Origin of the sequence: Pseudomonas triticifolii, from assembly GCF_014358015.1 — a bacterium.
Taxonomy (GTDB): domain Bacteria; phylum Pseudomonadota; class Gammaproteobacteria; order Pseudomonadales; family Pseudomonadaceae; genus Aquipseudomonas; species Aquipseudomonas triticifolii.
In genome coordinates this window covers 13,072-39,004 of record NZ_JACONV010000007.1, presented here as the reverse complement: position 1 = coordinate 39,004, position 25,933 = coordinate 13,072, and the positions used below count along the sequence as shown (strand labels likewise).

The following is a 25,933-nucleotide window of genomic DNA, read 5'->3' as shown; positions in this document are numbered from 1 at the left end:
TCCCCTTTTGCATCATTAAATCAGGCCAAGCTCTCGCAACTGCCTCTCACTCGCAAACTCTAATCCACCGTTCTCAACCCTAGATCCATCTGAATAATTGGAGTACCCACAGACATTACACTGATAAGCCAGCAATCCATTGTACTTACCTATAAACGCGCGCATTCCCTCAGACTCACATCTGGGGCATTGCTCATCAACTTCGACAGTTGCCAGCTCCTCAATCGTATCGCGTAAGAATCTCACAATCGAATCTACATCTCGAGCCTGACGTTTCAAAACAACACTCTTGAAATTAATTAAATCACTTACCTTAAAGGAAGAGTATTCAACTGGAATCTCCCTCTCATCTATTTTTGCAAGGCTATCGAACCCATAGACCGAAAACGGCTCACCGGTAAGATGCTTACGGTTACTTCTCATCCAAAATAGTATTACTTCAAGAACTTGCCTCGAAGGTGTTTCGTCACTTAGAGTTTCCACTACCGACTGGAATTCATGCCATATTTTTAAGGGTAGAGTATGCATCAGTTGCCCACCTTAACCGGGAAGGTTGTAATTAAATTCCCTGCTTTGTCGGTGAATACCTTTATCACAGACGTAGGAATGCCGCCATCCTTCAATGTAGTAGTACCAATAGCCCGACCCACATCAACTGTTCTTACGAATTGGCCATCTGGCAGCGCTACAACCGGGGACTTTACAACAGAACTGCTCTGTAGGATGCCTTTCAGCTCATCTGGAGCAATGGTAAACACGGAGCGCGAGTTGGAGATTTCTCTATTGAAATGCCCATCTATAACATGATCGAAACCCGCAGATACGGGATTGCCGTTATCACGAAGAGGGGTCGTTTCCGTGCGGCCATTGGCAATGTTTACACGCGACTGTACTCGGCCTGGGATCTGAGTAGCAGCTTCGCCTGTCGCTTTTGGACCAGCAATCTCACGCTCAGCCTTCACCAACTGAGCCAGATTACCCCCGGCCTTGGGTGTGAGTCCACCGTCTGCAGTCTGGAGGTAGAGCGTGCCATCAGGGCCGGCAACCTCCACGTTCCCCGTTTTGGTGTTGATGACTCGTCGGTATCCTTCAGGTAAACCCCCCGTCGTGTTGAACGACGCTCCTACCGAACTCTCTTCTCGATAATAGGACGGAAGCGGGCTTTGTTCAGCTGTTTTATCGGTCGCCCCATGTAACGAGGTTTGTTTCGTTTCAGTTGCTGAGATGGTTCTATCTGGTTTATTCCAGTCTGGATTGACATCAACCTTGGTAGTATCTGTCGGTCTGCTAGCCTCAAATTCGGAACTCGTCCCTCTCGAGGGTTTTACTATCTTGGCTCCAGTCAGGCCTGCTGTAAGACCAAGTGTTCCGAGCGAGATATTCAGAAGTGTCGTGGCACCACCGACGTACACGTCCCCTTCTTGATTCGTTAACTGGAGCTCATGATATTTCTTAAATCTTCTTTCGCTGTCTTCAAGCTGCGCTTTATCTTGGCCACTAAATTCGCTGGCCACTGATACGGCCACTGAGTCCTTGAACTCAGCAATTTTATCGCCGTAGAGCTTGCTGATGATTACATCACCAGCCATACCCAATGCGAATTTGGCTGGCCCCATCACAGCTTGAACGCCGAACGTCACCAACTGGGCCTGCTCAGCCGGCATGCCGGCCAGAAAGCGGTTAAGCTTATCCGCTTGTGCCAGCAAATTCTGACCTGATGTTTCAGGAATTAACGGCTTGAAACGGGCAAGCTTGTTGATACCATCACGATCTTGGTAATGGATAGGAGGATCGTCATCGACTCCAAAACTATTTGCTGATGAACAGTCTCCTCTGGATTGACATTTGGCTTGTTGCGCATTGAACGCTGAAAAGAGTTTTTCAAACTTTTGGATAATGGCTATATCGGCATTAGTGAGTTTATCAAATTCGCTATAGTCCTTTCCGTTCTTCACAAATGTTTTCGCAAGATTGAGTGCTAACTCGTCTCCTAACTTTTCCTTTGCAGACGCGGGTACATCTTCCAAAGAAACATTCTGTGCCTGGATTGTGTTCCACACTTGCTCTGCAGCCGATACCGACCCTGTCACAAGCCCTTGCATGGTATTGAACAGTTCAATGGAATTAGCTGGATATTGCTTTAGATTATCTTTCCAAACGGCGATAGTTCCGGATGGATCACCCACAGCCTCCAACGAAGACTTCGACGCATACAGATCAGTCCGGTGCTCATCGTCCTTGGTGATCTCGTACGCCCTGCTGACGTCCCGGTTCAGCCCTGTTGTGGAGTCCTTGCCGGCGTTGTCCCCGCGTACGACGATGTCGCCTGCGCCTACCGTGCCCCTGACGATCTGTTGGCGATCCTTTTCGTAATTCCAGCCCTCTACGCTCCAGCCGCTTTTGTCCTTGTCACCTTTGCCGACCTGACTCGGGTCCTGGACGCTGCCACTGCCGTCTTTTTTGTAGGACCCGCCCACGTTTAGGTAGTAGCCATGCTCCTTGTCCTTGCCAGCGATGTCGCTGAAGCCCAGTGTGCCGGTGTCGAGTTTGAGGTTGCCGGTGTCGGACGCGATCAAGGCGCCGTCAAGCTGGGTGTGGTTCTCGGTACGAATGTCGACCTTGTCTTTGCCGGTAATGCTTGTTTGCTGCTCGATCCAGTTGGTGGAGCCATTGGTCTTGCCGTAGCCTACCGAACCACTGAAACCCGGGCCCGGCCCGACAGTGACCGTTGCACTTAGATCAAACTCTTTGCCCTCGACCTTGCCCGTATCCGCCAGCGAGGTAATGCTGAGGTCCCGGCCGACTCGACCAATGACCTCATCACCACGCAGATTGGCACCAGCGATGTTGGTGTCTCTTGCGCTGGTGAAGCCCAGACGGTTACCGGCGTACAGGTAAGCTTCCTGCTGTTGCTGACCCTCACGTTCAAGGTCGCCCTTGCCGATATTGACGCTGGCATACACACCGACGCCTTCGGAGCCGAACGTCAGCCCGACTTCACCCCCACCATTCTTCCTGGTGTTCTCAGTACTGCTGTCATTCTGAGCCGCCTTGATGTTCAGGTCATTGCCAGCGCGCAGGTCGATGTCGCGTTGGGCCTGGACCTGTGTGCCGATCAGGTTGAGGTCGTTGCTGGCCTGCAGGTTGACGTCGCGCCCGGCTTGCAGGCCGGTGACGGTCGAGGATTGCTGGGTTTGGTCGCCGCTGGCAATGCCGTTGCTGCCGCCCACGCCGAGCTTGAGGCCACCGCTGGTGCCACCGTGAATGCCGCCCCAGCTTTGGCGTTCGCGGGTTTCCTGGCTGTAGCTGCCTCTGGCGGCGTCGAGGGTGACGTCGCGACCCGTGACATTGATGTCGCGGCCCGCCTGCAACTGGCCGCCAGTGACACGCACGTCGTTATTGGCCGAGAGGTTCAGGTCGTTGCCTGCGTCCAGCGTCGAGGCGCGGTTGGCTTCTTCGATGACCTGGGTGCTGGTGCTCTGTTTGCTGTTGCCGAATTTCAGGTCGCCGGTCGGGCCCGAGAGAAACTGCCCGACACTGTCCACGGCCTTGAGCGTACTGGAGCCCTTGCTGACGGCATCATCACCTTGTCCCGCACCGCTGACGGCATCGCGGGTGCTGCCGTAGTTGTGGTTGAGGCTCATGCTGAGGCCGTTGCGTTGGCTTTCGCGTTCCTGCTCGGTCAGCTGCTTCTCGTTCGCCGCGTCGATCCTGATGTTGCGGCCAGCGGTGAGGTCGATGTTGTTGGCCGCCCGCAGGTCGGAGCCGACCTGATTGATGTCGCGCCTGGCATTGATGGCCAGGTCTTCGCCCGCCTGGATCTGGCTGGCGGCAGCGGTCTGCTGCTCAAGACGATTTTTTTCCTGAGCGCGATCAACACCCGCAAAGAATGTGACCCCATTGGCATTGGAGGACACGCCGATGCCGCTCTGCCTGTTCTTCTCCCAGTTTCGGTCCGAACTGGTGTTCTGGGCGGCCAGCACGTTGACGTCCTGACCGGCCTTGAGGCTGACATTGCCGCCTGCGTTGATGCTGCTGCCGACAAGGTTGATGTCGCGTTCGGCTTGCAGTGCGGTATCGCCCGTGGCGTTGACCTGGCTGCCCACACTGGTGCTGCTTTGCGCTTCACGGCCGGCTTCCTTGGCCGAGGAAATCGACAGGAAACCACCCGACACTGACAGGCCTGTTTTCTTCTTGTACTGCTCGCTGCGGCTGTAGGCCTCGTCGTTGGCCGAAACCAGATTGATGTCGCCGGTCTTGTCGAGCAGTCCTGCTCTCAGCTCGACATCGTTATTGGCCGCGATCTCGCTGGCGCGCAAGCGGATGTCCTTGCCGGAGGCCACGACCACGTCGTTGCCCGCACTCACTTCACTGGCAACCTGAGTGGCGCTGGTTTTCAGCTCGCTCTTTCCACTCTTGGAAAGACCCATGAAACCGGACTTGGTTTTCTTGCTGTAGGCACCGTGCTCCTCGACGCCGGAGAGCACTGCCACGTCGTTTGTTGCGCCGAGTACCAGATCGTTGCCCGCTGTGAGCTGGCTGCCGATGATGCTGACGTCACGTCCACCGTTGATGTTGACGCTGCCATCAGCCGTTTTGCTGGTGTTGACGGTCAGGTCTTGTCCTGCGCTGATTTCGGACGCGATGTTGGTGCTGTTATAGCTTTCCTCTTGTTTGCTGCTGCTTCGGCCAAAGGAGCCTTTGCTCTTCTTGGAGTAGAAGGAGGATTCCTCATTCATGGCCGACGTGATGGTTATGTCCTGCGTCGCATCAAGCGCGATGTCTCGGCCTGCGTTCACGCGGCTGGCGACGACATCAAGGTTTTGGCCCGCATCAACGGAAAGGTCACGCCCTGCGCCAAGCTGGCTGGCCTGTTGATTGATCGAACGGTTTTCCTGCGTGGTTTTCTTGCTGCGCGAAACATAGTCGTTCTGGTTGGCTGCGGATGCGATCTGGATGTTGCCGCCGGCGCGCAGTGCCATGTCCTGGCCAGCCTCCACCCGACTCGCCGTCACCCCTACATCCCGCCCTGCCTGGGCCTTGATGTCCTGGCCCGCGGTCACGTTTGCGGCCAGTTGTGTGGTGCTGGAGCGGGTGTGGTTCGGGCCGTTGGTGCGGGCTTCCTGGGTCTGGGCGGCGTTGACGTTGACGTCGCGGTTTGCGAGCAGCGTGGCGTTGCGGCCTGCCTGCAAGGTGCCGCCTGTGTTGTTCACGTCGCGTCCGGCGCTGATGGTCAGGTCGTTGGCGGATTCGACGCGGGCGGCGGTGTTGGCGAAGTCTTCGCGCCAGGTGGAGGCACCGGCGGCGCTCTGGTGGCTGGTGACGGTGCGGGCGTTGGTCACGTCGCCGCGTTCGGACACGAGGGCGACGTCGCGGCCGGTGACGATGCCGCCTGAGCGGTTGATGAGGTCGTTGGTCGATTGCAGGTTCAGGCGTTCGTTGGTCTGGATCAGGCCTTCGTTGATCAGGCTGTTGCCCGAACTGACCCGCAGGTCGCGCGTCGCTCTCAGTACGCCGACGTTGGTCAGGTCGTTGCCAGCGATCAGCGACACGTCGTTGCCTTGAATCAGCGCGCCGTTACTGGCAAGCCGGTTGTCGGCCTGGGCCAGATACAGCACGGGCACCAATACGTGTTCGCCACGCACGACCTGGTCTTCCATCCAGACGATGTCGTGGGTCAGTGCAGCGACTTGCTCACCGGTCAACGAAACACCCACGCTGAGGTTCAGCGCGTCTTTGCTGGCGATGGCGTTGTCCATCAGGTACTTGAACATCGCTTCATCGCTGGTCAGGCCATTGATGAAGCGCTGGCCAGTGCGGGCCACGATGGACTGCTGGATCAGGCGCTGCTCGTAGTAGCCGTCGCCCAAGCGTTTCCAGGCGGCATCGGGGTTGTAGTCGAGCTTGTCGAGCAGGTAACTGGAGCTGAGGAACTGACGCATGTCGGTCAGCGCCGGGTTCGTTTCGATCAGGTAGCGATGCGGCTGAGTGGCGTTTGCGGTGCCCAGCAATTGCGCACCGCTGCCTTGCAGGTCGGTGTCGGTCTGGGTGCCGCTCAGGCGGAACAGGCCGTTCTGGCCGGTCGGCAGGCTGAAGCCTGGCAAGGCGGTCGGGTTGACGGGCTGCTGCGTCAGGTCCGGTGCGGTCTCACGGCTCAGCGGCACGGCGGTGGCGTAGGTGCTGCCCGGTGCGCTGGTGTCGGTGCGTGCGCCGCCGCTGACGTAGGTGAACCCGCGTTGCACAACCGAGTTGTCGAAATTGTTGCCCGCTCTGATATCGACCGCGCCGCCCGCCTGGATAACCGCCGCATAGGTCGTCGTGTCGACGCCAGACCGGTTGATCGTGCGCAGGGCGTCGACTTCCCGTTCGGTCATCGCGATGAAGTTACTCATCGCCGCTTCAAGGCCGCCCAGTTTGCTTACGTCGTAGCCGGTGCTGCCTTGGCTGTATTGTTGATTGAAGCCTTGAGCCGCGTTTTCCCAGCCGTTGTCGTTGCGGGTTCGTTCGGACACGAAGATGCGGTCGGTCTGCGTCTGGCTGGGGACTACGCCGATGTTTTTGAAGTCGTTGAAGACGGCGCTGAGGGAACCGCCGCTTGCCAGGGTGCTGCTGCTGTTGAGGAAGTCGCCACCCTGCAGCGTCATGTTGCCGCCCGAGGTGATGCTGGACGCGGCGCTTGCTTGCGTGACCTCGAGTTTTTCCAGTTGCTGGATTTTCCAGACGTGGTGCTCTTTACCGCCGCTGCAATCGAGGTTGCCGGTGCCTGCCGTGGTGCAGGAGAGCTCGTCGATCCGTGCGCTGTAGATGCCGGCGTCGTTGACCGTCATCACATCGCGAATGTTCTGGATGGAATTGGCCGCGAGCAGCATGCTGCCGTCGCTGGTGAGCGTGCCGGAGCGGTTGATGATGGAGTTGGCGAAAGCGCCTGCAGCGTCGCGGCTGATGCGCAGGTTGCCCATGCTGTAGACGTCGGCGGTCTGGTTGGTGAAGTCGTTGACCCGCAGCGACATGTTGCCGCCGCTGAACATCAGGCCATTGCGGTTCAGCAGCGTGGGAGCGGTCACGGTGAGGTCTTTGGTCGCGCCCAGCGTGCCGAAGTTGTTCAACGTGCCTGCGTTTACCTTCAGGTCGGCGCTGCTGGTGATGCGGCCCTGGTTGGCCATGATGCCGTCGATGTTGATCGCGCTGTCGCCGCCGCTGGACAGCCGCGCCTTGGCGTCGGTCAGGTCAAGGCGCGCTGCAGTCAGGTCGAACTTGCCGATGCTGGTCATGCCGCCCGCGCCGCTGTAAGCGCCGGTCAGGCGCACGTCCAGCGTACCGTCGCTGGCGATCAGGCCATCGTTGGTCCAGTCGGTGCCGCGGCCCACGAAGCTTTTGCCGGCCAGCAGCTTGCCGCCGCCCAGTTGCCTGAAAGTCTTGATGTCCAGTTCAAGGCTGGACGCCTGCAGGGTGGTGCTGTTGGTCCAGGTGTCGCCTGTCAGTTTCAGGGTGCCGTTGGTGGTCAGGCTGCCGCCTGCGTTTTGCAGCAGCGGCAGACCGAGGTCGAGCGCCCCGGTGCCGACGTGCAGAATCGAACCGCCGCTGTTGATCAGGCTGCCCAGTGCAAACTTCACATCCTTGTTGGCGCTTTCCACTTTGCCGGAGGTGTTGTTCAGAGCGCCGCTCACCGTCAATGAGCTTGAGCCGTCAGTGCCGAGGGCGCGCAGCTTGCCCTGGGTGTTGTCTAGGCTGGCTGCCTTGAGGGTGAAGCCGTTGTTGCTTTCGATGATGCCCAGCTGGTTCGTCAAGGCGGCGGACAGGTCGAAGTCAATGTTCGAGCCCGTCGCCTCGCCACTGCGGTTATCGAAGCTGTTGCCGCGGACCTGCAGCAGACTTCCGGCCGAGAGCGCGCCATCGCGGTTGTCGAAACGGGGCGTTTGAATCTGTGCATCGCCAGCGCGTGCGGAAATGCCGCCGCCGCTGTTATCGATGCTGTCGCGAGCCACCAGCAGCAAGCTCTGCCCTTGAATGGCACCGCGCTTGGCGTTCAGGCTGCCGTTGCGCAGCATGCCGGTCAGGTCAGTGCGCAGCTGGCCGGTCAGGCTCGCAAGCACGCCTGCGCGGTTGTCCAGGCTGGCGCCGGTGACGGACAGGTCGCCCTTCTGCGCAGTGATGCTGCCATCGAGGTTGCTCAATGCACCCCGGCCGGTGTTCACGGTCGCGTTGGTCGAGCTTTGTACGGTGCCGCCGTCGTTGTTCAGCGCTGTGGCTGTCAGATCAAGCGCGCCGCTCTGGCTGTAGATCAGGCCGTCGTTGCCATTCTGGACTGCGCCGCCGGAAGTGATCGTGACGGAGCTGCCGGCGACGGTGCCCTTGCCACGGTTATCCAGACCCGCTGTGAGCAGCGTCATCACGCCTTTGCTGGTCAGGCGTCCATTCTGGTTGTTCACTTGCGCGGCACGTTGCAGCAGCAGGTCGCCGCCGCTGACAATGTTGCCATTGGTGTTGGTGAGCGTGCCGAGCAGGTCCAGGGTGATGTTGGCGTTGCTGACCAGCGTGCCTGCGGTGTTGTCGAACGTCTCTGCGTTCAGTGTTACGCCCGTCCAGCCGGAGAGCAGTCCGCCCAGGTTGTTCAGTACGGTCGTGTTGAGCGTCAGTGCGTCTCCGCTGGTGATCCGGCTTTTTGCGTCGTTGTCGAGTTGTGAGGCGGTGACAGTCAGCGCTTTTGCCGAGCTGAGGGTGCCATCCTCGTTGGTCAGGCGCGCGCTGGATACGCTCAGTGTTTCGTCGCTCACCAGTTGACCTGAGGTGTTATTCAGGTTGCCGCTCACGTTGACGCTCTGGCGACCGGCGCTGGAGATCAGCCCTTTGCTGTTGTCGAGCCGTGCGGCGTTCACGTCCAGCGTACCTTCGCCGAGGATCTTGCCTGCCCGGTTGTCCAGCGTATCGGCCACGATGACGCTCATGGTGCTGCTGGCCGCCAGCGTGCCCTGGTTGATCAGGCTGCGTGCCCTGACGGTCAGGGTGCCGTTTTTGTTGCGAGTGTTGTCGGCGTTGACGCCCGATTCGACGATGCCGGTGTTCTTGAGTTGGTCGGCTTGCAGAACGATGTCCTGGCCCGCCACAAGGTCCTTGCTGTTGTCCAGTGTGCCGCTGGCGCTGAGGGCCAGTTGGCCGCCGGCATACGCCGGGCCGGTGACGGTGATGTCGCGGGCTTTGGCAACGATATTGCCGCTGGCGGCGGACTGGGCCATCGTCAGTTTGCCGTTGGCGTCTATCTGAATATCGCCGCCGCTGGCCGCCAGGTCTCCGGCGAGTTTCACGCCGACACCCGCTTCGGTACCCACCAGCTTCACCGCACCGGCGTACATGCCGCCCAGCGCGGAGCTGTCGATGGCCAGTTCCGGCTTGGCACTGCCGTCGTCGGCCAGCGCGGTGGCTTCCAGGGTCTGGTCGTTGACGTCGTTGCGCCCGGTAATAATGTTGAGTTTGCGGGCCTGCAACCGGGCGTTGATTTTGGTGCTGCGGGTAATGATGTCGAACTGATCGACGTTGTCGGCATTGAGCCCCACGCCGTCGATGCTGATGCTGCCGCCCTGAACGTTGAAACGTTCCAGTTGGCCGTTGCTGTCCAGGACCGGTTTACCGGTGCTCAGCGTGACACGGGGCGTGTTGATGAAACCGCAGCCGTTACAGGTCACCCCGTAAGGGTTGGCAACGATGACCCGCGCCGACTGCCCGGCCACTTCCGTGTAGCCCTTGAGCTGGCTGGCGTTGGCCCCGACCACTTCGTTGAGGATGGTGTTGGCGGCGTTGCCGCCCAGGTTCGGGTTGCCGACGATGATGCCGCCCAGTTGCGTGCTCTGCGTGGCTTGCGTGGCGTTGTTGAGGATCACGCCCTGGCTGTCGACGTTGTACTGCTGGTACTGGTTGTGCGACAGGCCGCTGCCATTGGGCGCGGCGATGTTGATCACCGGCACACCGTTGCCCGCCTGGCCGACGCTGGTGTTCGTCCCGCTCACGACAATGCCTTCGGCCTGCACTAGCAGCGGCTGCCAGAACAGGGCATTGGCCAGGATCAGCGCGAGGCCGCGCTTGGGCACTCCCCAGAAACGCTTGCGTTCAATCAGGGCATCACTGGGCTGACGGGCAAGCAGAGCCATCTGGTTAACATCCATGTAAGCAACCTCAAAGCAGTGTCGAAAAAACGGTGTTATTAGAGGAAAAAGTCCATGCGGAAGTAGATCGGCGCTTCGCGCTCGACCACGTCAGGACGTTCCAGAGAGTGAGCGAAGGTCACCGACGCAGCGACATGCTCGCCCCGGGTGAACAGCTCTAACGAGTTGCTGGACAGGCGACCATGTTCATCGCCGTTGTAGCGGTTGTTGCGGATCACGCCCTGGTCATAGCCGGCAGCGGCACCGTATTCGGCAAACACCGGACGTAGCCAGTCAACGGTGACCGGTCGAGCCCAGCGTATTTCGTTGCGCCAGTAGCCACCGCTGTCGCCAGCCAGAAACTGGTCTTTGTAGCCGCGCACCGAGGATGATCCGCCCAGGCTCAGACGCTGCGGGCTGAACAGGACGTCTTCACTGCGTTGGCCAGTGGCCAGGCTGGTGAAGGTCAGGCTTTCGCCAAACAGGCGGAAAGGATGCAGGTAGCTGACGGTGCCGGTGTACTTGCGATAGCGCGCATCGGGCTGGCCGGGACCTGAGTCATGGTCGCCCTGGGCGTCCAGCGCGCCGATGCCCTGTTGCATGCCCAGGTCGATGTTGACGAACGCCGAACCCACACGCCGACCATGGTTGATACCGAACTGTGCCTCGGTGATGTGGTTGCTGCTCGGGCCCAGTTTGGCGTCGTTGATGTAGTTGTTAGTGCGCAGGTACGCCAGACCGGTGTTGAGGGAGGTCTTGCTGACCGCATCGCGATGAATCACGCGTTCGGCACGAAACTGGTGGTTCTGGCTGTCGCCGGTCTGCTTGAAGCTGAAGCCGTCGCCCCGACCTTTCGAGCGGTATTCGCTTTCGCTGTACAGGTAGCTGAAGGTCCACCAGCCCCATGGCAGGCTGTACGACAGCAGGCCGTTACGCGAGGTTTGCTGATGATCGCTGATGGCGTCATGGCCGCCACGCAGGCTCAGTTGATCAGCCAGGCCCAATGGGCTGTCCCAGTCCAGACCGGCATTCCACTGCTGTTCACCCGTGCTGCGCTGGCCATCGTTGTTGCGCGACAGGTTGGCGCGCCAGGGTTTTTGCGGGGTGTTCTTGACCACCACATCGCTGCCGCCGACGGCCTGGCCGGGCGTCAGCTCCATCTGCGCCTGATTGGAGGGCAGACGATTGAGCTGATCGACCATCTGTTCGATCTCGCGCAGGTTGACCAGATCGCCTTCGCGGCCGGGAAAGGTCATGGCCAGCTCGCGATCCGATACGCCGCTGCTGGCGTCACTGCGCAGTTTTTCCAGCTTGCCTTCGATGACCAGAACCTGCAGGTCGCCTTTGGACAGATCCTGCTGCGGCAGGTAGGCACGTGTGGTCACCAGACCTTTGTCGATGTAATGGTCGGTGATGGCCTTGAGCAGGTTGTTGAGCTGGGCGACGCCCAGGCATTTGCCCGCGTAGGGCTTGATCAATTGATCGCGTTCTTTGGGTGACAGTGAATCGGCACCCTTGAGTTCGATTCGGTCGATGTTGAAGCAGCGTGTGTCGGTGGGGGCCGTTGGCGTCGTTGGCGTGGTCTGCTTGCCGGGCAGGTCCTTGAGTTCTTCCAGACGTCGACGCTGCTCTTCCAGCAGGCGATCCTGACGGTCGCGGATCAGATCCTGTTCGCCGGGCGTTGCTGCATAGGCAGGCACAAGGGTGCCTGAAGCCAAAAGCAGAGCGCAGAGCATCTGCCAGGTCCTTTTAGAGACAAGCATAAGTAATCCGTTAATAAATGCTGGAGGCGAATGACCCGCCTGCCTGGAATGGCCTGATAGACCCTGAAAGACGACGTATCTGATCGAAAATGCGACGTCGTGTGTAAGCGTCGTGAAACAGACCGCTTACATTTCAGAAAATTCCCACACACAGGGCATTTTTGTGAGCTGCGTCACGCAAGCTCTTCACATCAAGGAGTGCGCGTTGGTGGATTGAGTCTAAATAACCGGCCTGCTTAGCAGGCGCTATTTATGTACCACCAAAACTTATGCACGTATGGAGGGCGCTAATCGCTTTAGGAAATAAACAATGTAATGAAGGGCTTACGCGCACTTTTCGACTGTTTATCAAAAATGGTGCACAGGTTATCCACAAAATTCACGCTGGCACTTTCTCGCTGCTCGATACCGGTGCGGCCGGCGAGCCCAGTGCGCGTTGTGTTTCTTCATTCCAGGTCTGAACACGTTCATTGAGGGCGGCAATGGCGCGCGGGCCTGTGCCTTCGGCGTACATGGGCTCGCCGATCACCACCTGAATGGTCCCCGGCTTCTTGGCCCAGCCTTCCTTGGGCCAATACTTGCCCGCGTTGTGCGCGATCGGCAGCACCGGCAGATCCGCATTGGCGGCCAGTGCCGTACCGCCACGAGAGAACTTGCCGACCTGGCCGTAAGGTACGCGCGTGCCTTCAGGAAAGATCAGCACCCAAACGCCATCCTTGAGCAGTTCGTCGCCCTTCTTGGCGATCTCCTTGAGGGCGGCCTTGGGATTGTCGCGATCAATGGCAATCGGACGAAGCATCGCCATTGCCCAGCCGAAGAACGGCACATAGAGCAACTCGCGCTTGAGCACCTGGCTCAGTGGCTCGAAGTACGCCGACAGAAAGAAGGTTTCCCACGTGCTCTGATGGTTGGAGATGATCACGCAGGGCGTTTTCGGAACGTTCTCGGCGCCGGTGACTTCAACCTTGATATTAAGGAACACACGGGTCAGCCAGATGGCGCAGCGGCACCAGTAGACGTTGATGAATCGATAGCGAGCCTTGAACGGCATGAATGGCGCGATAAAAAAGCTCAGCGTGCACCACAGCAGCGAGCTGCTGCCCAGCAACAGGTAGAAGAAGAAAGTCCTGATTGCCTGGATGATCGACATAGTTACGTTTACCGTACGGGCAGGTGCCCGCTCCTTGAGCGCTTCGAGCCGAACTTATGGATTGTTCGGCGAAACACTAGTGTGGATAAGTTCTGCGGCAACCGCCGCCAGATCGTCAAAAACAAGGGTGCCGCTCGGCACGTCACCGGTCAGGGTTTTCTGACCTTTGCCGGTCTTCACCAGAACAGGCTGACAATCGACGGCCAAAGCCGCCTGCAGGTCACCTTTGCTGTCGCCCACAAACCATAGACCTTTGAGGTCTGCTGCGTAATGTCGGGCGATGGTCTGCAACATGCCGGGCCTGGGCTTTCGGCAGTCGCAGCCTTCGTCTGGCCCGTGCGGGCAATAGACGATCAAACCAACCTCGCCACCCTCCTCGGCCACCAGCCCGCGCAACCGCGCGTGCATGGCGTCCAGGGTGGCCAGGTCGTAATAACCTCTGGCAATGCCGGACTGGTTGGTGGCCACTGCCACCGTCCAGCCGGCCTTGCTCAGCGCTGCGATCGCCTGGATCGAGCCGGGAATGGGTCTCCATTCCTCCACCGACTTTATATAAGCGTCGGAGTCATGGTTGATCACCCCGTCCCGATCCAGTATCAGCAGTTTCAACATCGACCCCTTGTCAGCCCAGCAGCGAGATATCGGCAACGCCCAGGAACAGGCCACGCAAACGGGCCAGCAACGCATAGCGGTTGGCACGTACGTTGGCGTCTTCGGCGTTGACCATCACGGCTTCGAAGAAGGCATCGACCGGCTCACGCAGACTGGCCAGACGCGCCAGCGATTCGCTGTACTGACGCTCGGCGGCCATTGGCTGCACAGCGTGGTCGGCTTGCTGGATGGCCGAATACAGCGAGAACTCGTTGGCGTTGTCGAAGTACTTGGGCTCGACGGTCTGGGCAATGTTGCCCTCGGCCTTGCTCAGCAGGTTCGAGACGCGCTTGTTCACCGCTGCCAGCGCAGCAGCCTGTGGCAGCTTGCGGAAGGCTTGAACGGCCTGCACACGCTGATCGAAATCCAGCGCCGAACCTGGCTGCAACGCGCGAACCGACAGGTACACGGCCACTTCGACGCCTTCGTCTTCGTAACGCGCACGCAGACGGTCGAAGATGAACTCCAGCACCTGTTCCGGCAGACCGGCCGATTTGACCTTGGCTCCGAACTGGGTGACGGCGAATTTCACCGTCTCGATCAGGTCCAGGTCCAGCTTCTTCTCGATCAGAATGCGCAGGATGCCCAGCGCTGCACGACGCAGTGCGTAGGGGTCTTTGCTGCCGGTGGGCAGCATGCCGATACCGAAAATGCCCACCAGCGTGTCGAGCTTGTCCGCAATGGCGACGGCCGCACCGGTCAGGGTGGTCGGCAATTCAGCACCTGCGCCGCGAGGCATGTACTGCTCGTTGAGCGCCAGTGCCACGTCTTCGGCTTCGCCGTCGGCCTTGGCGTAGTAGTAACCCGCCACGCCCTGCATTTCCGGGAACTCGCCGACCATTTCGGTCGACAGGTCGCACTTGGACAGCAGACCCGCACGCGCCGCACGCTGGGCGTCGCCGCCGATGCGTGGTGCGATGTAGGCGGCCAGCTTCGACACGCGCTCGGCCTTGTCGTAGACGCTGCCCAACTGGGCCTGGAACACGACGTTCTTCAGGCGCTCGTTGAAGGTTTCCAGCTTCTGCTTCTTGTCCTGCTTGAAGAAGAACTCGGCGTCGGTCAGGCGTGGGCGGACCACCTTCTCGTTACCGGCGATGATCTGCGCCGGGTCCTTGCTCTCGATGTTGGCGACCGTGATGAAGCGCGGCAGCAGCTTGCCGTCGGCATCCAGCAGGCAGAAGTACTTCTGGTTGTCCTGCATGGTGGTGATCAGTGCTTCCTGGGGCACTTCAAGGAAGCGTTCCTCGAACGAGCACACCAGCGGAACCGGCCATTCGACCAGGCCGGTCACTTCGTCCAGCAGGCTTGGCGGCACGATGGCGGTGCCTTCCTGTTGGGTGGCCAGCTCTTCGACGCGCTTGCTGATGATCTGACGACGTTCGTTGAAGTCGGCCAGCACATTGGCGGCTCGCAGGTCGCTCAGGTAACCGGCAGGCGAGGAGATACGCACATCTTCCGGGTGATGGAAGCGGTGACCACGGGAATGACGACCCGACGTCTGAGCCAGGATCGTGCAATCGACGACCTGATCGCCGAACAGCATGACCAGCCACTGGGTCGGACGCACGAACTCTTCCTTGCGAGCGCCCCAGCGCATGCGCTTGGCAATCGGCAGGTCGTTCAGCGAGTCTTCGACGATGGTCGGCAGCAGCGACACGGTCGGCTTGCCGACGATGTTCTGGCTGTAACGCAGCTTCGGCCCGCTCTGATCGATTTCGCTCAGGTCCACGCCGCATTTCTTGGCGAAGCCCAGGGCAGCCTGAGTCGGGTTACCGTCAGCGTCGAACGCAGCCTGACGCGGCGGACCGTCCAGATTGACGCTGCGGTCTGGCTGCTGTGTGGACAGCTCGGTGATCAGCACGGCCAGACGACGCGGCGCGGCGTAGACCTGTTTGGCACTGTACGTCAGGCCTGCGCTCTGCAGGCCCTTCTCGATACCTGCCAGAAACGCGTCTGCCAGGGAGCTGAGGGTCTTGGGTGGCAGTTCTTCGGTGCCCAGTTCGACCAGAAAATCTTGAGCACTCATTGTGCAGCCTCCAGCTTAGCCAACACTTCATCGCGTAGATCGGGCGGTGCCATCGGGAAGCCAAGTCTGGCCCGGGCTTGCAGATACGCCTGAGCCACCGAGCGCGCCAGGGTGCGTACACGCAGGATGTACTGCTGACGCGCGGTCACGGAAATGGCGCGACGGGCATCCAGCAGGTTGAAGGTGTGCGAGGCCTTGAGGACCATTTCGTAACCCGGCAATGGCAGCTCGAGTTCGATCAGGCGCGCGGCTTCGCTTTCGTAGAAGTCGAACAGCTCGAACAGTTTGTCGACGTTGGCGTGTTCGAAGTTGTACGTCGATTGCTCCACCTCGTTCTGGTGGAACACATCGCCGTAAGTCACTTTGCCGAACGGACCGTCAGCCCAGACCAGGTCGTAAACCGAGTCCACGCCCTGCTGGTACATGGCCAGACGTTCCAGGCCATACGTGATCTCGCCAGTCACCGGGTAGCACTCAAGGCCGCCCACTTGCTGGAAGTAGGTGAACTGCGAGACTTCCATGCCGTTGAGCCAGATTTCCCAGCCCAGACCCCATGCGCCCAGCGTCGGCGACTCCCAGTTGTCTTCGACGAAACGCACGTCGTGCACCAGCGGATCGAGGCCGATGTGCTTGAGCGAGCCCAGGTACAGCTCCTGGAAGTTGTCCGGGTTCGGCTTGAGGATCACCTGGAACTGATAGTAGTGCTGCAGGCGGTTCGGGTTTTCGCCGTAGCGGCCGTCAGTAGGACGACGGCTTGGCTGAACGTAGGCGGCATTCCAGGTTTCCGGGCCTACGGCGCGCAGAAACGTGGCGGTGTGGAAGGTGCCGGCGCCTACTTCCATATCGTAGGGCTGAAGTACCACGCAACCTTGTTCTGCCCAGTATTGCTGGAGGGCGAGGATCAAGTCTTGGAAGGTACGCACGGCTGGCGTAGGCTGGCTCACAAATTTCACCTGTGCTGGGCTGCGATTCAAAGAGCGGGAGTATACCCGATTCGGCTGCACGTCCACTCTCGGGAGCCCTATGACACGCTGCTTTTGGTGCAACGAAGACCCCCTTTACATCGCCTATCACGATCAGGAGTGGGGTGTGCCGCTGCGCGACGCGCAGAAGCTCTTCGAGTTGCTTTTGCTCGAAGGGTTCCAGGCCGGCCTTTCCTGGATCACGATTCTCAAGCGCCGGGCCCGTTATCGCGAGGTGCTGTTCGGTTTCGATGCCGAGCGTCTGGCGCAACTGACCGATGCTGAAATCGACGCGTTGATGCTCGATCCGACCATCATCCGCAACCGCCTCAAGCTCAAGGCCGTGCGCACCAATGCCAAGGCCTGGCTGGCGCTGAAAGACCCGGTCGGCCTGCTCTGGTCCTTTGTTGGCGATCAGCCGAAGATCAACCACTTCAAGGACCGCAGCGAAGTGCCCGCCATTACCGCCGAAGCCGAAGCCATGAGTAAGGCGCTGAAAAAGGCCGGGTTCACCTTTGTCGGTCCGACCATTTGTTACGCCTACATGCAGGCCAGCGGTATGGTGATGGACCACACCGTCGATTGCGATCGGTACGCGATCCTGAGCCGCTGAAGGTACAATGCCTGCCTCAAGAATCCGGGAGTGATCTGTGGAAAAGTTCAAAGGCGCCATGATGGTCGGGGCGTTACGCTTGTTTGCACTTCTGCCCTGGCGCGCCGTGCAGTGGGTCGGCACCGCCATTGGCTGGCTGATGTGGAAACTTCCCAACCGTTCGCGCGAAGTGGCGCGGATCAACCTGTCCAAATGCTTCCCCGAGCTGAGCGGGCCTGAGCTTGAAAAGCTGGTCGGCAAAAGCCTCATGGACATCGGCAAGACCCTGACCGAGAGCGCCTGCGCGTGGATCTGGCCTGCTCAGAAATCGATCAATCTGGTGCGCGAAGTCGAAGGGCTCGACGTGCTCAAGGATGCGCTGGCGTCCGGCAAGGGCGTGGTCGGCATCACCAGCCACCTGGGCAACTGGGAAGTGCTCAACCACTTCTATTGCAGCCAGTGCAAGCCGATCATCTTCTACCGCCCGCCCAAGTTGAAGGCCGTGGATGACTTGTTGCGCAAGCAGCGGGTTCAACTGGGCAACCGCGTGGCGGCGTCCACTAAAGAAGGCATCCTCAGCGTCATCAAGGAAGTCCGCAAGGGTGGCTCGGTCGGCATTCCGGCAGACCCGGAACCGGCAGAGTCCGCCGGCATCTTCGTGCCCTTCTGCGGCACCATGGCCCTGACCAGCAAGTTCGTGCCCAACATGCTGGCAGGCGGCAAAGCCGTCGGCGTCTTCCTGCACGCCATGCGCCTGCCGGACGGTTCGGGTTACAAGGTTGTTTTGGAAGCCGCGCCTGAAGCGATGTACAGCACCGACACCGCAACCTCGGCAGCGGCGATGAGTAAAGTGGTCGAGAAATACGTGCGCGCGTACCCGAGCCAGTACATGTGGACCATGAAACGCTTCAAGAAACGTCCCGAGGGTGAGAAGCGCTGGTATTGATCTGGCGCTTCAACCTCGCCGCCCGGTCCACTCCTGCCTGGATGAAAACCGGTTTCAGCCAGTGGGAGCGGACTTGTCCGCGAAAGGCCGGTACATCCGACACATATTCAGCGGCTGAACCATAGTATTCGCGGACAAGGGGGGCGCCGCCCGGTCCGCTCCCTCGGGCGAGCAGGCTTGCTTCCACCGGCTGAAACCGGCGTTCAGCCTGTGGGAGTGGACTTGTCCACGAAGACTGCCTTCCAGACGCACCACTTCGGCTGAATACACCGCCCATTCGCGGACAGGCGGAGCGCCGCCCGGTCCCACGGGGAGGAATTTACCGATCTATTCGCGGACAAGTCCGCTCCCACTGGGAGTGTGCGCGTGCACTTCGTGGGAGCGAGCTTGCTCGCGAAAGCTGTGGTTCGGGCGCTACTGTTTCAGCTGATGTGCCGGCCTCTTCGTGAGCAAGCTCACTCCCACTGGGTGATCAGAAAAAGCTCAACCCCACTTGAAACAGCCGCTCCACGTCGCGGATGTACTTTTTATCCACAAGGAACATGATCACCTGATCGCCTGATTCGATCACGGTGATGTCGTGTGCGATGAGGACTTCTTCGTTGCGGATGATCGCGCCAATCGTGGTGCCGGTCGGCAGGTTGATATCTTTAATGGCGCGGCCGATGACTTTGCTGGATTTCGAATCGCCGTGCGCAACGATCTCGATGGCTTCGGCTGCGCCCCGGCGCAGGGAGTGGACACTGACGATGTCGCCGCGTCGCACGTGAGCCAGCAGTGTGCCGATGGTCGCCAGTTGCGGGCTGACGGCAACGTCGATTTCCCCGCCCTGCACCAGATCGACGTAGGCCGGGTTGTTGATCAGGGTCATGACCTTGCGTGCGCCCAGCCGTTTGGCGAGCAGCGACGACATGATGTTGGCTTCGTCATCGTTGGTCAGCGCCAGGAACAGGTCGGCGTTGTCGATGTTTTCTTCGATCAGCAGGTCACGGTCCGAAGAGCTGCCTTGCAGCACGACAGTGTTGTTCAGATTTTCCGAGAGGTAACGGCAGCGTGCCGGGTTCATCTCGATGATCTTGACCTGATAGCGACTCTCGATGGCTTCAGCCAGTCGCTCGCCGATATTGCCACCGCCCGCAATCACGATGCGTTTGTAGCTTTCGTCCAGGCGGCGCATTTCGCCCATCACTGCACGAATGTCGGCCTTGGCGGCGACGAAGAAGACTTCATCGTCGGCTTCGATCACCGTGTCGCCCTGCGGGAGGATCGGACGGTCACGGCGGAAAATCGCGGCGACGCGGGTTTCGACATTGGGCATGTGTGCTTTGAGCTGGCGCAGTTGCTGACCCACCAGCGGCCCGCCGTAATACGCCTTGACGGCCACAAGCTGGGCCTTGCCTTCGGCAAAGTCGATCACTTGCAGTGCGCCGGGGTACTCGATCAGGCGCTTGATGTAATGGGTGACCACTTGTTCCGGGCTGATCAGCACGTCCACTGGAATAGCGCTGTTGTCGAACAGCTCCGAGCGCGTCAGGTAGGCCGCTTCACGCACTCGCGCGATCTTGGTCGGCGTGTGAAACAGCGTGTACGCCACCTGACAGGCAATCATGTTGGTTTCATCACTGCTGGTCACGGCAACCAGCATGTCGGCGTCTTCGGCCCCGGCCTGACGCAGCACGGCGGGATACGAGCCCTTGCCCTGCACGGTCCGGATGTCCAGACGGTCGCCCAGGTTGCGCAACCGGTCGCTATCGGTGTCGACCACGGTGATGTCGTTGGCTTCGCCCGCCAAATGCTCGGCCAGCGTGCCGCCGACCTGACCTGCGCCCAGAATGATGATTTTCAACCGTTCACTCCATGGAAATTCGTAAGCAGTGCTGCCAGCGGCCTGTTCACGCCCGCGCCGCTGCGATCTTGATCAGTTTGGCGTAGTAAAAGCCGTCGTGACCGCCCTGCTGAGCCAGCAATTGCCGGCCATGCGTCTGTTTGATACCGGCGTCGCTTGCGATGTCCAGCTCGCGGGCACCCGATGTGCGGGCCAGAAACGCTTCGATCACCTCGGTGTTTTCCGTGGGCAGTGTCGAGCACGTTGCATAAACCAGCATGCCGCCCACTTCAAGCGTAGGCCACAGCGCGTCGAGCAGTTCGCCTTGCAGCGTCGCTAGGGCCACGATGTCGTCTGCCTGACGGGTCAGCTTGATGTCTGGGTGGCGACGGATCACGCCGGTGGCCGAGCAGGGCGCGTCGAGCAGAATCCGCTGAAACGGCTTGCCGTCCCACCATTGAGCGGTTTCCCGCGCATCGGCGGCGATCAGTTCGGCGTCCAGGCCCAGGCGGCCGAGGTTCTCGCGAACGCGCACCAGACGCTTGGCTTCAAGGTCCACGGCGACCACCCCGCCCAGTTGCGGCTGCACTTCCAGCAGGTGGCAGGTCTTGCCGCCCGGCGCGCAACAGGCGTCGAGCACGCGTTGACCGGGTGCGAGTTCCAGCAGGTCGGCGGCCAGTTGCGCGGCCTCGTCCTGAACGCTGATCCAGCCTTCGGCAAAGCCGGGCAACGAGCGCACGTCGCAGGGCTCGGCGAGTACGATGCCGTCCTGGCTGAACGTGCAGGCGCTGGCTTCAAGCCCGGCAGTCTGCAGCAGCCCAAGGTATTGATCACGGCTGTGGTGACGACGATTGACCCGCAGGATCATCGGCGGATGCGCGTTGTTGGCGGCGCAGATCGCTTCCCAGTGTTCAGGCCATGCGGCTTTCAGGGCTTTCTGCAACCAGCGTGGGTGAGCTGTGCGCACCACAGGGTCGTGTTCCAGCTCGGTCAGCAGCGCCTCGCCTTCGCGCTGTGCGTTGCGCAGTACGGCGTTGAGCAAACCCTTGGCCCACGGCTTTTTCAGCTTGTCGGCACAACCCACGGTTTCGCCAATCGCGGCGTGGGCAGGCATGCGGCTGTAGAACAGTTGATACAGGCCGACCAGCAGCAAGGCTTCGACGTCAGCGTCGGCGGCCTTGAAGGGCTTTTGCAGCAGTCTGGCGGCGAGGGCCGACAAGCGTGGCTGCCAGCGTGCGGTGCCGAACGCCAGGTCCTGAGTCAGGCCGCGATCACGCAGCTCGACCTTGTCCAGCTGCGTGGGCAGCGAGCTATTCAACGACGCCTTGCCACTGAGAACAGCAGCCAGGGCCTTGGCAGCGGCCAGACGCGGGTTCATTGGCCAAGCACCGTGCCGACGGCGAATTTCTCGCGGCGGCTGTTGAACAGATCAGTGAAGCTCAATGGTTTGCCGCCCGGCAGTTGCAGGCGCGTCAGGCGCAGGGCGTTCTGGCCGCAGGCGACGATCAGACCGTCTTTGCTGGCGCTCAGAATCGTGCCCGGTGCGCCCTGCCCTTCGGCCGGTTCGGCCGCCAGGACTTTCAGCGCTTCAGTGTTCAACGTGCTGTGACAGATCGGCCACGGATTGAATGCACGTACCAGACGTTCCAGCTCGTCGGCCGGTCGTGTCCAGTCGATGCGCGCTTCGTCCTTGTTCAATTTGTGAGCGTAGTTGGCAAGACTGTCGTCCTGAACCTCGCCGATCAGCGTGCCGTCGGCCAGACCGGCAATGGCTTGCAGCACCGCAGGCGGGCCGAGTTCGGCAAGACGGTCGTGCAGCGTGCCACCGGTGTCCTGCGCGGTAATAGGCGTCACGGCCTTGAGCAGCATGGGACCCGTGTCGAGACCGGCCTCCATGCGCATCACTGTCACGCCACTTTCGGCATCGCCCGCCTGCACGGCGCGCTGGATGGGTGCGGCACCGCGCCAGCGTGGCAGCAGCGAGGCGTGGCTGTTGATGCAGCCCAGACGTGGAATATCCAGCACCACTTGCGGCAGGATCAGGCCGTAGGCGACCACCACCATCAAGTCGGGCTTGAGGGCGGCCAGTTCGGCCTGAGCCTCGGGCGCGCGCAGCGTCGGTGGCTGCATGACGGGCACATGGTGTTCAAGCGCCAGTTGTTTTACCGGGCTGGGCATCAGTTTTTGTCCGCGACCGGCCGGGCGATCAGGCTGGGTGTAGACCGCAACGATCTGATGAGGGCTGTCGAGCAGGGCCTTGAGGTGTTCGGCGGCGAATTCCGGGGTGCCGGCGAAGACGATGCGCAGTGGCTCAGTCATGGACTTCTCGTTCTGAAAAAAGAAAAAGGCCTTCGACAGGCCTTTTAGAGGTGATGACGGATCAGGCGTTGAGCTTGTGCTGCTTTTCCAGCTTCTTCTTGATCCGGTCACGCTTGAGGTTGGAGAGGTAGTCGACGAACAGCTTGCCGTTCAGGTGATCGCACTCGTGCTGAATGCAGATCGCCAGCAGGCCTTCGGCAACCAGCTCGTAAGGCTGGCCGTCGCGGCCCAGCGCCTTGATGCGCACCTTCTGCGGACGGTCAACGTTCTCATAGAAACCGGGCACCGACAGGCAGCCTTCCTGATACTGATCCATTTCATCGGTCAGCATTTCGATTTCAGGGTTGATGAACACGCGCGGCTCGCTGCGATCTTCGCTCAGGTCCATGACGACCACACGTTTGTGGACGTTGACCTGGGTCGCAGCCAGCCCGATGCCAGGCGCTTCGTACATGGTTTCAAACATGTCGTCGACCAACTGGCGAATGCCGTCGTCTACTATCGCCACAGGTTTGGCGATGGTGCGCAGGCGCGAATCGGGAAATTCGAGGATGTTTAAAATAGCCATATACGTAAGAGCTGCACTGTTAAGGTAAAGTCAATGTCGGCTGCGGGCTCGGGACGTCAAAGCAGGCAGCCCATGATGGGACTCTATTGTTCACGCGAGGCAACATGATAAAGGGATTCACCGCATGAGGAAATCACTACTCGCCCTGCTGCTGTTGACCGCCAGCGGTCTTGCCCAGGCGCAAGTGCAACTCAGGGAAGGCCATCCGCAGCGTTACACCGTTGTCGCAGGTGACACGCTCTGGGACATTTCCGGCAAGTTTTTGCGTGAACCGTGGCAGTGGCGCGAGATCTGGCGCGCCAATCCGCAGGTCCGCGATCCCGATCTGATCTATCCGGGCGATACGCTTTCGCTCGACTACGTGGACGGCCAGCCCCGCGTGACGCTCAATCGGGGCGAGTCGCGCGGAACGATCAAATTGTCACCGCGTGTGCGCAGTACGCCGATGGTCGAGGCCATTCCCAGCATTCCGCTGGGGGCGATCAATGCCTTTCTGATCAGCAACCGGATCGTCGATGACGCCGAGCAGTTTCAGCAGGCCCCTTACATCGTCGCGGGTAACGCCGAGCGTGTGCTCAGCGGCAGTGGCGACCGGGTGTATGCGCGCGGTGCGCTGGACCCTTCCCACACCGTGTATGGCATTTTCCGTCAGGGCAAGATCTACACCGACCCCGAAACCCAGGAAGTGCTGGGCATCAACGCCGACGATATCGGCGGTGGCGAAGTCGTGGCGACCGAAGGCGATGTCTCGACCTTGATGCTGCAGCGCTCCACGCAGGAAGTCCGGCTGGGCGACCGCCTGTTCACCAGCGAAGAGCGGGCGATCAATTCATCTTTCATGCCCAGCGCTCCGCAAGCGCCTGTCGAAGGTCTGATTCTGGATGTGCCACGCGGTGTGACTCAGGTGGGTGTCATGGATGTGGTCACGCTCAACAAGGGGCGACGTGACGGTCTGACTGAAGGCAACGTGCTGGCGATCTACAAAACCGGCGAAATGGTCCGCGACCGGGTCACGGGTGAGCAGGTGAAAATCCCGGACGAACGGTCAGGGCTGCTGATGGTTTTCCGCACCTACGACAAGCTTAGTTACGCCTTGGTCCTGCACGCCAATCGATCTTTGGCCATTATGGACAAGGTCCGCAACCCCTGACGGCATGCTTCGGTTTTGATACGGATTTTCCCGCCGAAGCGCTGATTTATCAAATTGTTGTCAACAGAGTTATCCACAGGTTTGTGCACTGTTTCAGGTACACAATTGATCAAGGACGATCTCATGCCGCTGTTCGAAAAAGCCGTTCCGTCGCCCTCGGAACTGGAAGCCCGTCTTCGTCTGCACCGCTTGCCCGAGGTCGGGCTGAAACGCTTTTCCCGTCTTATCGATGCCTTTGGTAGCGCCTCTGCGGCACTGGCAGCACCCGCCAGTGCATGGCGGGCGCTGGGCCTTCCGAATGCCAGTGCCGAGGCTCGTCGTGATCCTTCGGTGCGTGATGGTGCCAGCGCTGCATTGGCCTGGCTAGAGCGTCCGGGCCAGCATTTGCTGATGTGGGACGACCCTGGCTACCCCGCCTTGCTAGCGCAGATTGCCGATCCGCCGCCGCTGCTGTTCATCGCTGGCGACCCTTCGATCCTTGAGCGACCGCAACTGGGAATGGTCGGCAGCAGACGTGCATCCAGGCCTGGAATGGACACCGCAACAGCCTTCGCCAGAAGCCTGGCCAGTGCCGGTTTTGTGATCACTAGCGGTCTGGCGCGGGGTATCGATGGCGCGGCGCATCAGGGCGCATTGGATGTCGGGGGTCTTACAATCGGCGTCCTTGGTACGGGACTCGAAAAACTTTATCCACAGCAGCATCGGACACTCGCGGCGCAGATGGCCGCGCAGGGCGGCGCGGTGATTTCCGAGTTCCCGCTCGATGCCGGACCGCAGCCTGGCAACTTCCCGAGACGCAATCGAATCATCAGCGGGTTGTCGCTGGGTGTGCTGGTGGTCGAAGCCAGTGTCGCGAGTGGTTCGTTGATTACGGCACGCCTTGCGGCTGAACATGGCCGCGAGGTGTATGCGATACCGGGTTCGATTCATCACCCAGGCGCCAAAGGCTGCCACCAGTTGATTCGCGACGGCGCGACGCTGGTCGAAACCGTCGATCACATTCTGGAAGGCTTGCAACACTGGCATGTCACCGCGCCAGAAGCGCCTGAATCAGCCTCGGCGCCTGCCTGCAATCATCCGTTGCTCGATTTGCTGCACGCCGCGCCGCACACCAGCGAGGGCTTGTCGGTGTCCAGTGGCTGGCCGTTGCCCAAGGTACTGGCGGCACTGACCGAGCTTGAGCTCGACGGACGGATAAGCAGTGAGGCGGGACGATGGTTCGCCAGAGCGCCCTGAGGTTAAACTGCCGCCAGGATTTCGTGGAGAGATGACAATGGTCAGCAGTTGGCGTGTGCAACAAGCCGCTCGTGATATTCGGGCTGGAGCGGTGATTGCCTATCCAACCGAAGCGGTGTGGGGGCTGGGGTGCGATCCGTGGGATGAAGAGGCGGTCTATCGGCTGCTGGCGATCAAGTCACGGCCTGTGGAGAAAGGCCTGATTCTGATTGCCGACAACATTCGCCAGTTCGACTTTCTGTTCGAAGACTTCCCGGAGCTGTGGCTGGACCGAATGGCCAGCACCTGGCCCGGCCCCAACACCTGGCTGGTGCCACATCAGAACCTGTTGCCGGAGTGGATTACCGGCATCCACGAGACCGTTGCCCTGCGCGTCACGGATCACCCGACCGTACGTGAGTTGTGCGCGCTGGTCGGACCGTTGATCTCGACGTCTGCCAACCCCGCAGGTCGGCCTGCCGCCAAGTCGCGACTGCGCGTGGAGCAGTATTTCCGAGGCCAGATTGATCTTGTGCTCGGCGGCAGCCTGGGTGGTCGCCGAAACCCCAGCGTGATTCGCGATATCGCCACCGCCCAGGTCGTTCGCGCCGGCTGACCCGGACGCGAACG

The 25,933-nt window shown here is 60.3% G+C and carries 16 protein-coding genes; 5 read left to right on the top strand and 11 right to left on the bottom strand.

The genetic code is table 11. The features are described 5' to 3' along the window. Window positions 1-15: 15 nt before the first annotated feature. The 7 genes from H8S56_RS12370 to glyQ all read right to left on the bottom strand — a co-directional run bounded on the left by H8S56_RS12370 (window position 16) and on the right by glyQ (window position 16,670). A complete protein-coding gene (locus tag H8S56_RS12370; protein WP_187518793.1) occupies window positions 16-528 on the bottom strand; it encodes a hypothetical protein in 513 nt (170 codons plus the stop codon). Next, complete coding sequence (locus H8S56_RS12365; protein ID WP_408003811.1) at window positions 528-10,157, bottom strand: hemagglutinin repeat-containing protein; 9,630 nt, start codon at window positions 10,155-10,157, stop codon at window positions 528-530. The genes H8S56_RS12370 and H8S56_RS12365 overlap by 1 nt, the downstream gene beginning before the upstream one ends. A gap of 38 nt (window positions 10,158-10,195) precedes the next feature. Beyond that, window positions 10,196-11,872 (bottom strand): ShlB/FhaC/HecB family hemolysin secretion/activation protein, encoded by a 1,677-nt coding sequence (locus H8S56_RS12360; RefSeq protein WP_235986779.1) that lies wholly within the window; start codon window positions 11,870-11,872, stop codon window positions 10,196-10,198. Window positions 11,873-12,278: 406 nt separating this feature from the next. Then, window positions 12,279-13,049 carry a lysophospholipid acyltransferase family protein gene (locus H8S56_RS12355; protein WP_187518791.1) on the bottom strand — a complete coding sequence of 257 codons (771 nt, stop codon included), beginning with the start codon at window positions 13,047-13,049 and terminating at the stop codon, window positions 12,279-12,281. Between the two features lie 54 nt (window positions 13,050-13,103). Next, entirely contained in the window at window positions 13,104-13,661 is a 558-nt protein-coding gene (gene gmhB / locus H8S56_RS12350; protein ID WP_187518790.1) for a D-glycero-beta-D-manno-heptose 1,7-bisphosphate 7-phosphatase, read from the bottom strand. 10 nt (window positions 13,662-13,671) lie between these two features. After that, window positions 13,672-15,726, bottom strand: a complete 2,055-nt coding sequence (gene glyS, locus H8S56_RS12345) for a glycine--tRNA ligase subunit beta (RefSeq protein WP_024686667.1) — start codon at window positions 15,724-15,726, stop codon at window positions 13,672-13,674. Beyond that, on the bottom strand, window positions 15,723-16,670 hold the full coding sequence (glyQ, locus tag H8S56_RS12340; RefSeq protein ID WP_002551326.1) for a glycine--tRNA ligase subunit alpha: 948 nt from the start codon (window positions 16,668-16,670) through the stop codon (window positions 15,723-15,725). Before glyQ ends, glyS begins: the two co-directional genes overlap by 4 nt. Before the next feature lie 79 nt (window positions 16,671-16,749). Between glyQ and H8S56_RS12335 the strand changes: the two genes are divergently transcribed. Together H8S56_RS12335 and H8S56_RS12330 are read left to right on the top strand one after the other, a co-directional pair. After that, entirely contained in the window at window positions 16,750-17,301 is a 552-nt protein-coding gene (locus H8S56_RS12335) for a DNA-3-methyladenine glycosylase I (RefSeq protein ID WP_024686668.1), read from the top strand. A gap of 37 nt (window positions 17,302-17,338) precedes the next feature. Then, entirely contained in the window at window positions 17,339-18,226 is an 888-nt protein-coding gene (locus H8S56_RS12330; protein WP_187518789.1) for a lysophospholipid acyltransferase, read from the top strand. A gap of 472 nt (window positions 18,227-18,698) precedes the next feature. On the opposite strand, the gene trkA is transcribed toward H8S56_RS12330, so the two are convergent. From trkA to def, 4 genes are all read right to left on the bottom strand, one after another. Beyond that, entirely contained in the window at window positions 18,699-20,072 is a 1,374-nt protein-coding gene (gene trkA / locus H8S56_RS12325) for a Trk system potassium transporter TrkA (RefSeq protein WP_024685176.1), read from the bottom strand. A gap of 46 nt (window positions 20,073-20,118) precedes the next feature. Continuing rightward, entirely contained in the window at window positions 20,119-21,429 is a 1,311-nt protein-coding gene (gene rsmB, locus H8S56_RS12320) for a 16S rRNA (cytosine(967)-C(5))-methyltransferase RsmB (protein WP_187518788.1), read from the bottom strand. Then, window positions 21,426-22,370 (bottom strand): methionyl-tRNA formyltransferase, encoded by a 945-nt coding sequence (gene fmt / locus H8S56_RS12315; protein WP_024695471.1) that lies wholly within the window; start codon window positions 22,368-22,370, stop codon window positions 21,426-21,428. Before fmt ends, rsmB begins: the two co-directional genes overlap by 4 nt. Window positions 22,371-22,431: 61 nt before the next feature. Next, complete coding sequence (gene def / locus H8S56_RS12310) at window positions 22,432-22,938, bottom strand: peptide deformylase (RefSeq protein WP_024685173.1); 507 nt, start codon at window positions 22,936-22,938, stop codon at window positions 22,432-22,434. A gap of 124 nt (window positions 22,939-23,062) precedes the next feature. Here def and H8S56_RS12305 point away from each other — a divergent pair, with 124 nt between their 5' ends. The 3 genes from H8S56_RS12305 (at window position 23,063) to H8S56_RS12295 (ending at window position 25,919) form a co-directional block, all read left to right on the top strand. Then, window positions 23,063-24,088: a LysM peptidoglycan-binding domain-containing protein gene (locus tag H8S56_RS12305; protein WP_187518787.1), complete on the top strand. Its 1,026-nt coding sequence runs from the start codon at window positions 23,063-23,065 to the stop codon at window positions 24,086-24,088. A 123-nt stretch (window positions 24,089-24,211) separates the two neighbouring features. After that, complete coding sequence (gene dprA, locus H8S56_RS12300) at window positions 24,212-25,324, top strand: DNA-processing protein DprA (protein WP_187518786.1); 1,113 nt, start codon at window positions 24,212-24,214, stop codon at window positions 25,322-25,324. Window positions 25,325-25,361: 37 nt separating this feature from the next. Next, window positions 25,362-25,919: an L-threonylcarbamoyladenylate synthase gene (locus tag H8S56_RS12295; protein WP_004882479.1), complete on the top strand. Its 558-nt coding sequence runs from the start codon at window positions 25,362-25,364 to the stop codon at window positions 25,917-25,919. Window positions 25,920-25,933 lie beyond the last annotated feature (14 nt).

Bases quoted from the DNA above. Each gene is read 5' to 3' on its own strand.
- glyS (WP_024686667.1), bottom strand. From the start codon at position 15,726: ATGAGTGCTCAAGATTTTCTGGTCGAACTGGGCACCGAAGAACTGCCA.
- H8S56_RS12370 (WP_187518793.1), bottom strand. From the start codon at position 528: ATGCATACTCTACCCTTAAAAATATGGCATGAATTCCAGTCGGTAGTG.
- H8S56_RS12305 (WP_187518787.1), top strand. From the start codon at position 23,063: ATGAGGAAATCACTACTCGCCCTGCTGCTGTTGACCGCCAGCGGTCTT.
- H8S56_RS12365 (WP_408003811.1), bottom strand. From the start codon at position 10,157: ATGGATGTTAACCAGATGGCTCTGCTTGCCCGTCAGCCCAGTGATGCC.
- def (WP_024685173.1), bottom strand. From the start codon at position 22,938: ATGGCTATTTTAAACATCCTCGAATTTCCCGATTCGCGCCTGCGCACC.
- H8S56_RS12360 (WP_235986779.1), bottom strand. From the start codon at position 11,872: ATGCTCTGCGCTCTGCTTTTGGCTTCAGGCACCCTTGTGCCTGCCTAT.
- H8S56_RS12295 (WP_004882479.1), top strand. From the start codon at position 25,362: ATGGTCAGCAGTTGGCGTGTGCAACAAGCCGCTCGTGATATTCGGGCT.
- rsmB (WP_187518788.1), bottom strand. From the start codon at position 21,429: ATGAACCCGCGTCTGGCCGCTGCCAAGGCCCTGGCTGCTGTTCTCAGT.
- H8S56_RS12335 (WP_024686668.1), top strand. From the start codon at position 16,750: ATGACACGCTGCTTTTGGTGCAACGAAGACCCCCTTTACATCGCCTAT.
- gmhB (WP_187518790.1), bottom strand. From the start codon at position 13,661: ATGTTGAAACTGCTGATACTGGATCGGGACGGGGTGATCAACCATGAC.
- fmt (WP_024695471.1), bottom strand. From the start codon at position 22,370: ATGACTGAGCCACTGCGCATCGTCTTCGCCGGCACCCCGGAATTCGCC.
- dprA (WP_187518786.1), top strand. From the start codon at position 24,212: ATGCCGCTGTTCGAAAAAGCCGTTCCGTCGCCCTCGGAACTGGAAGCC.
- H8S56_RS12355 (WP_187518791.1), bottom strand. From the start codon at position 13,049: ATGTCGATCATCCAGGCAATCAGGACTTTCTTCTTCTACCTGTTGCTG.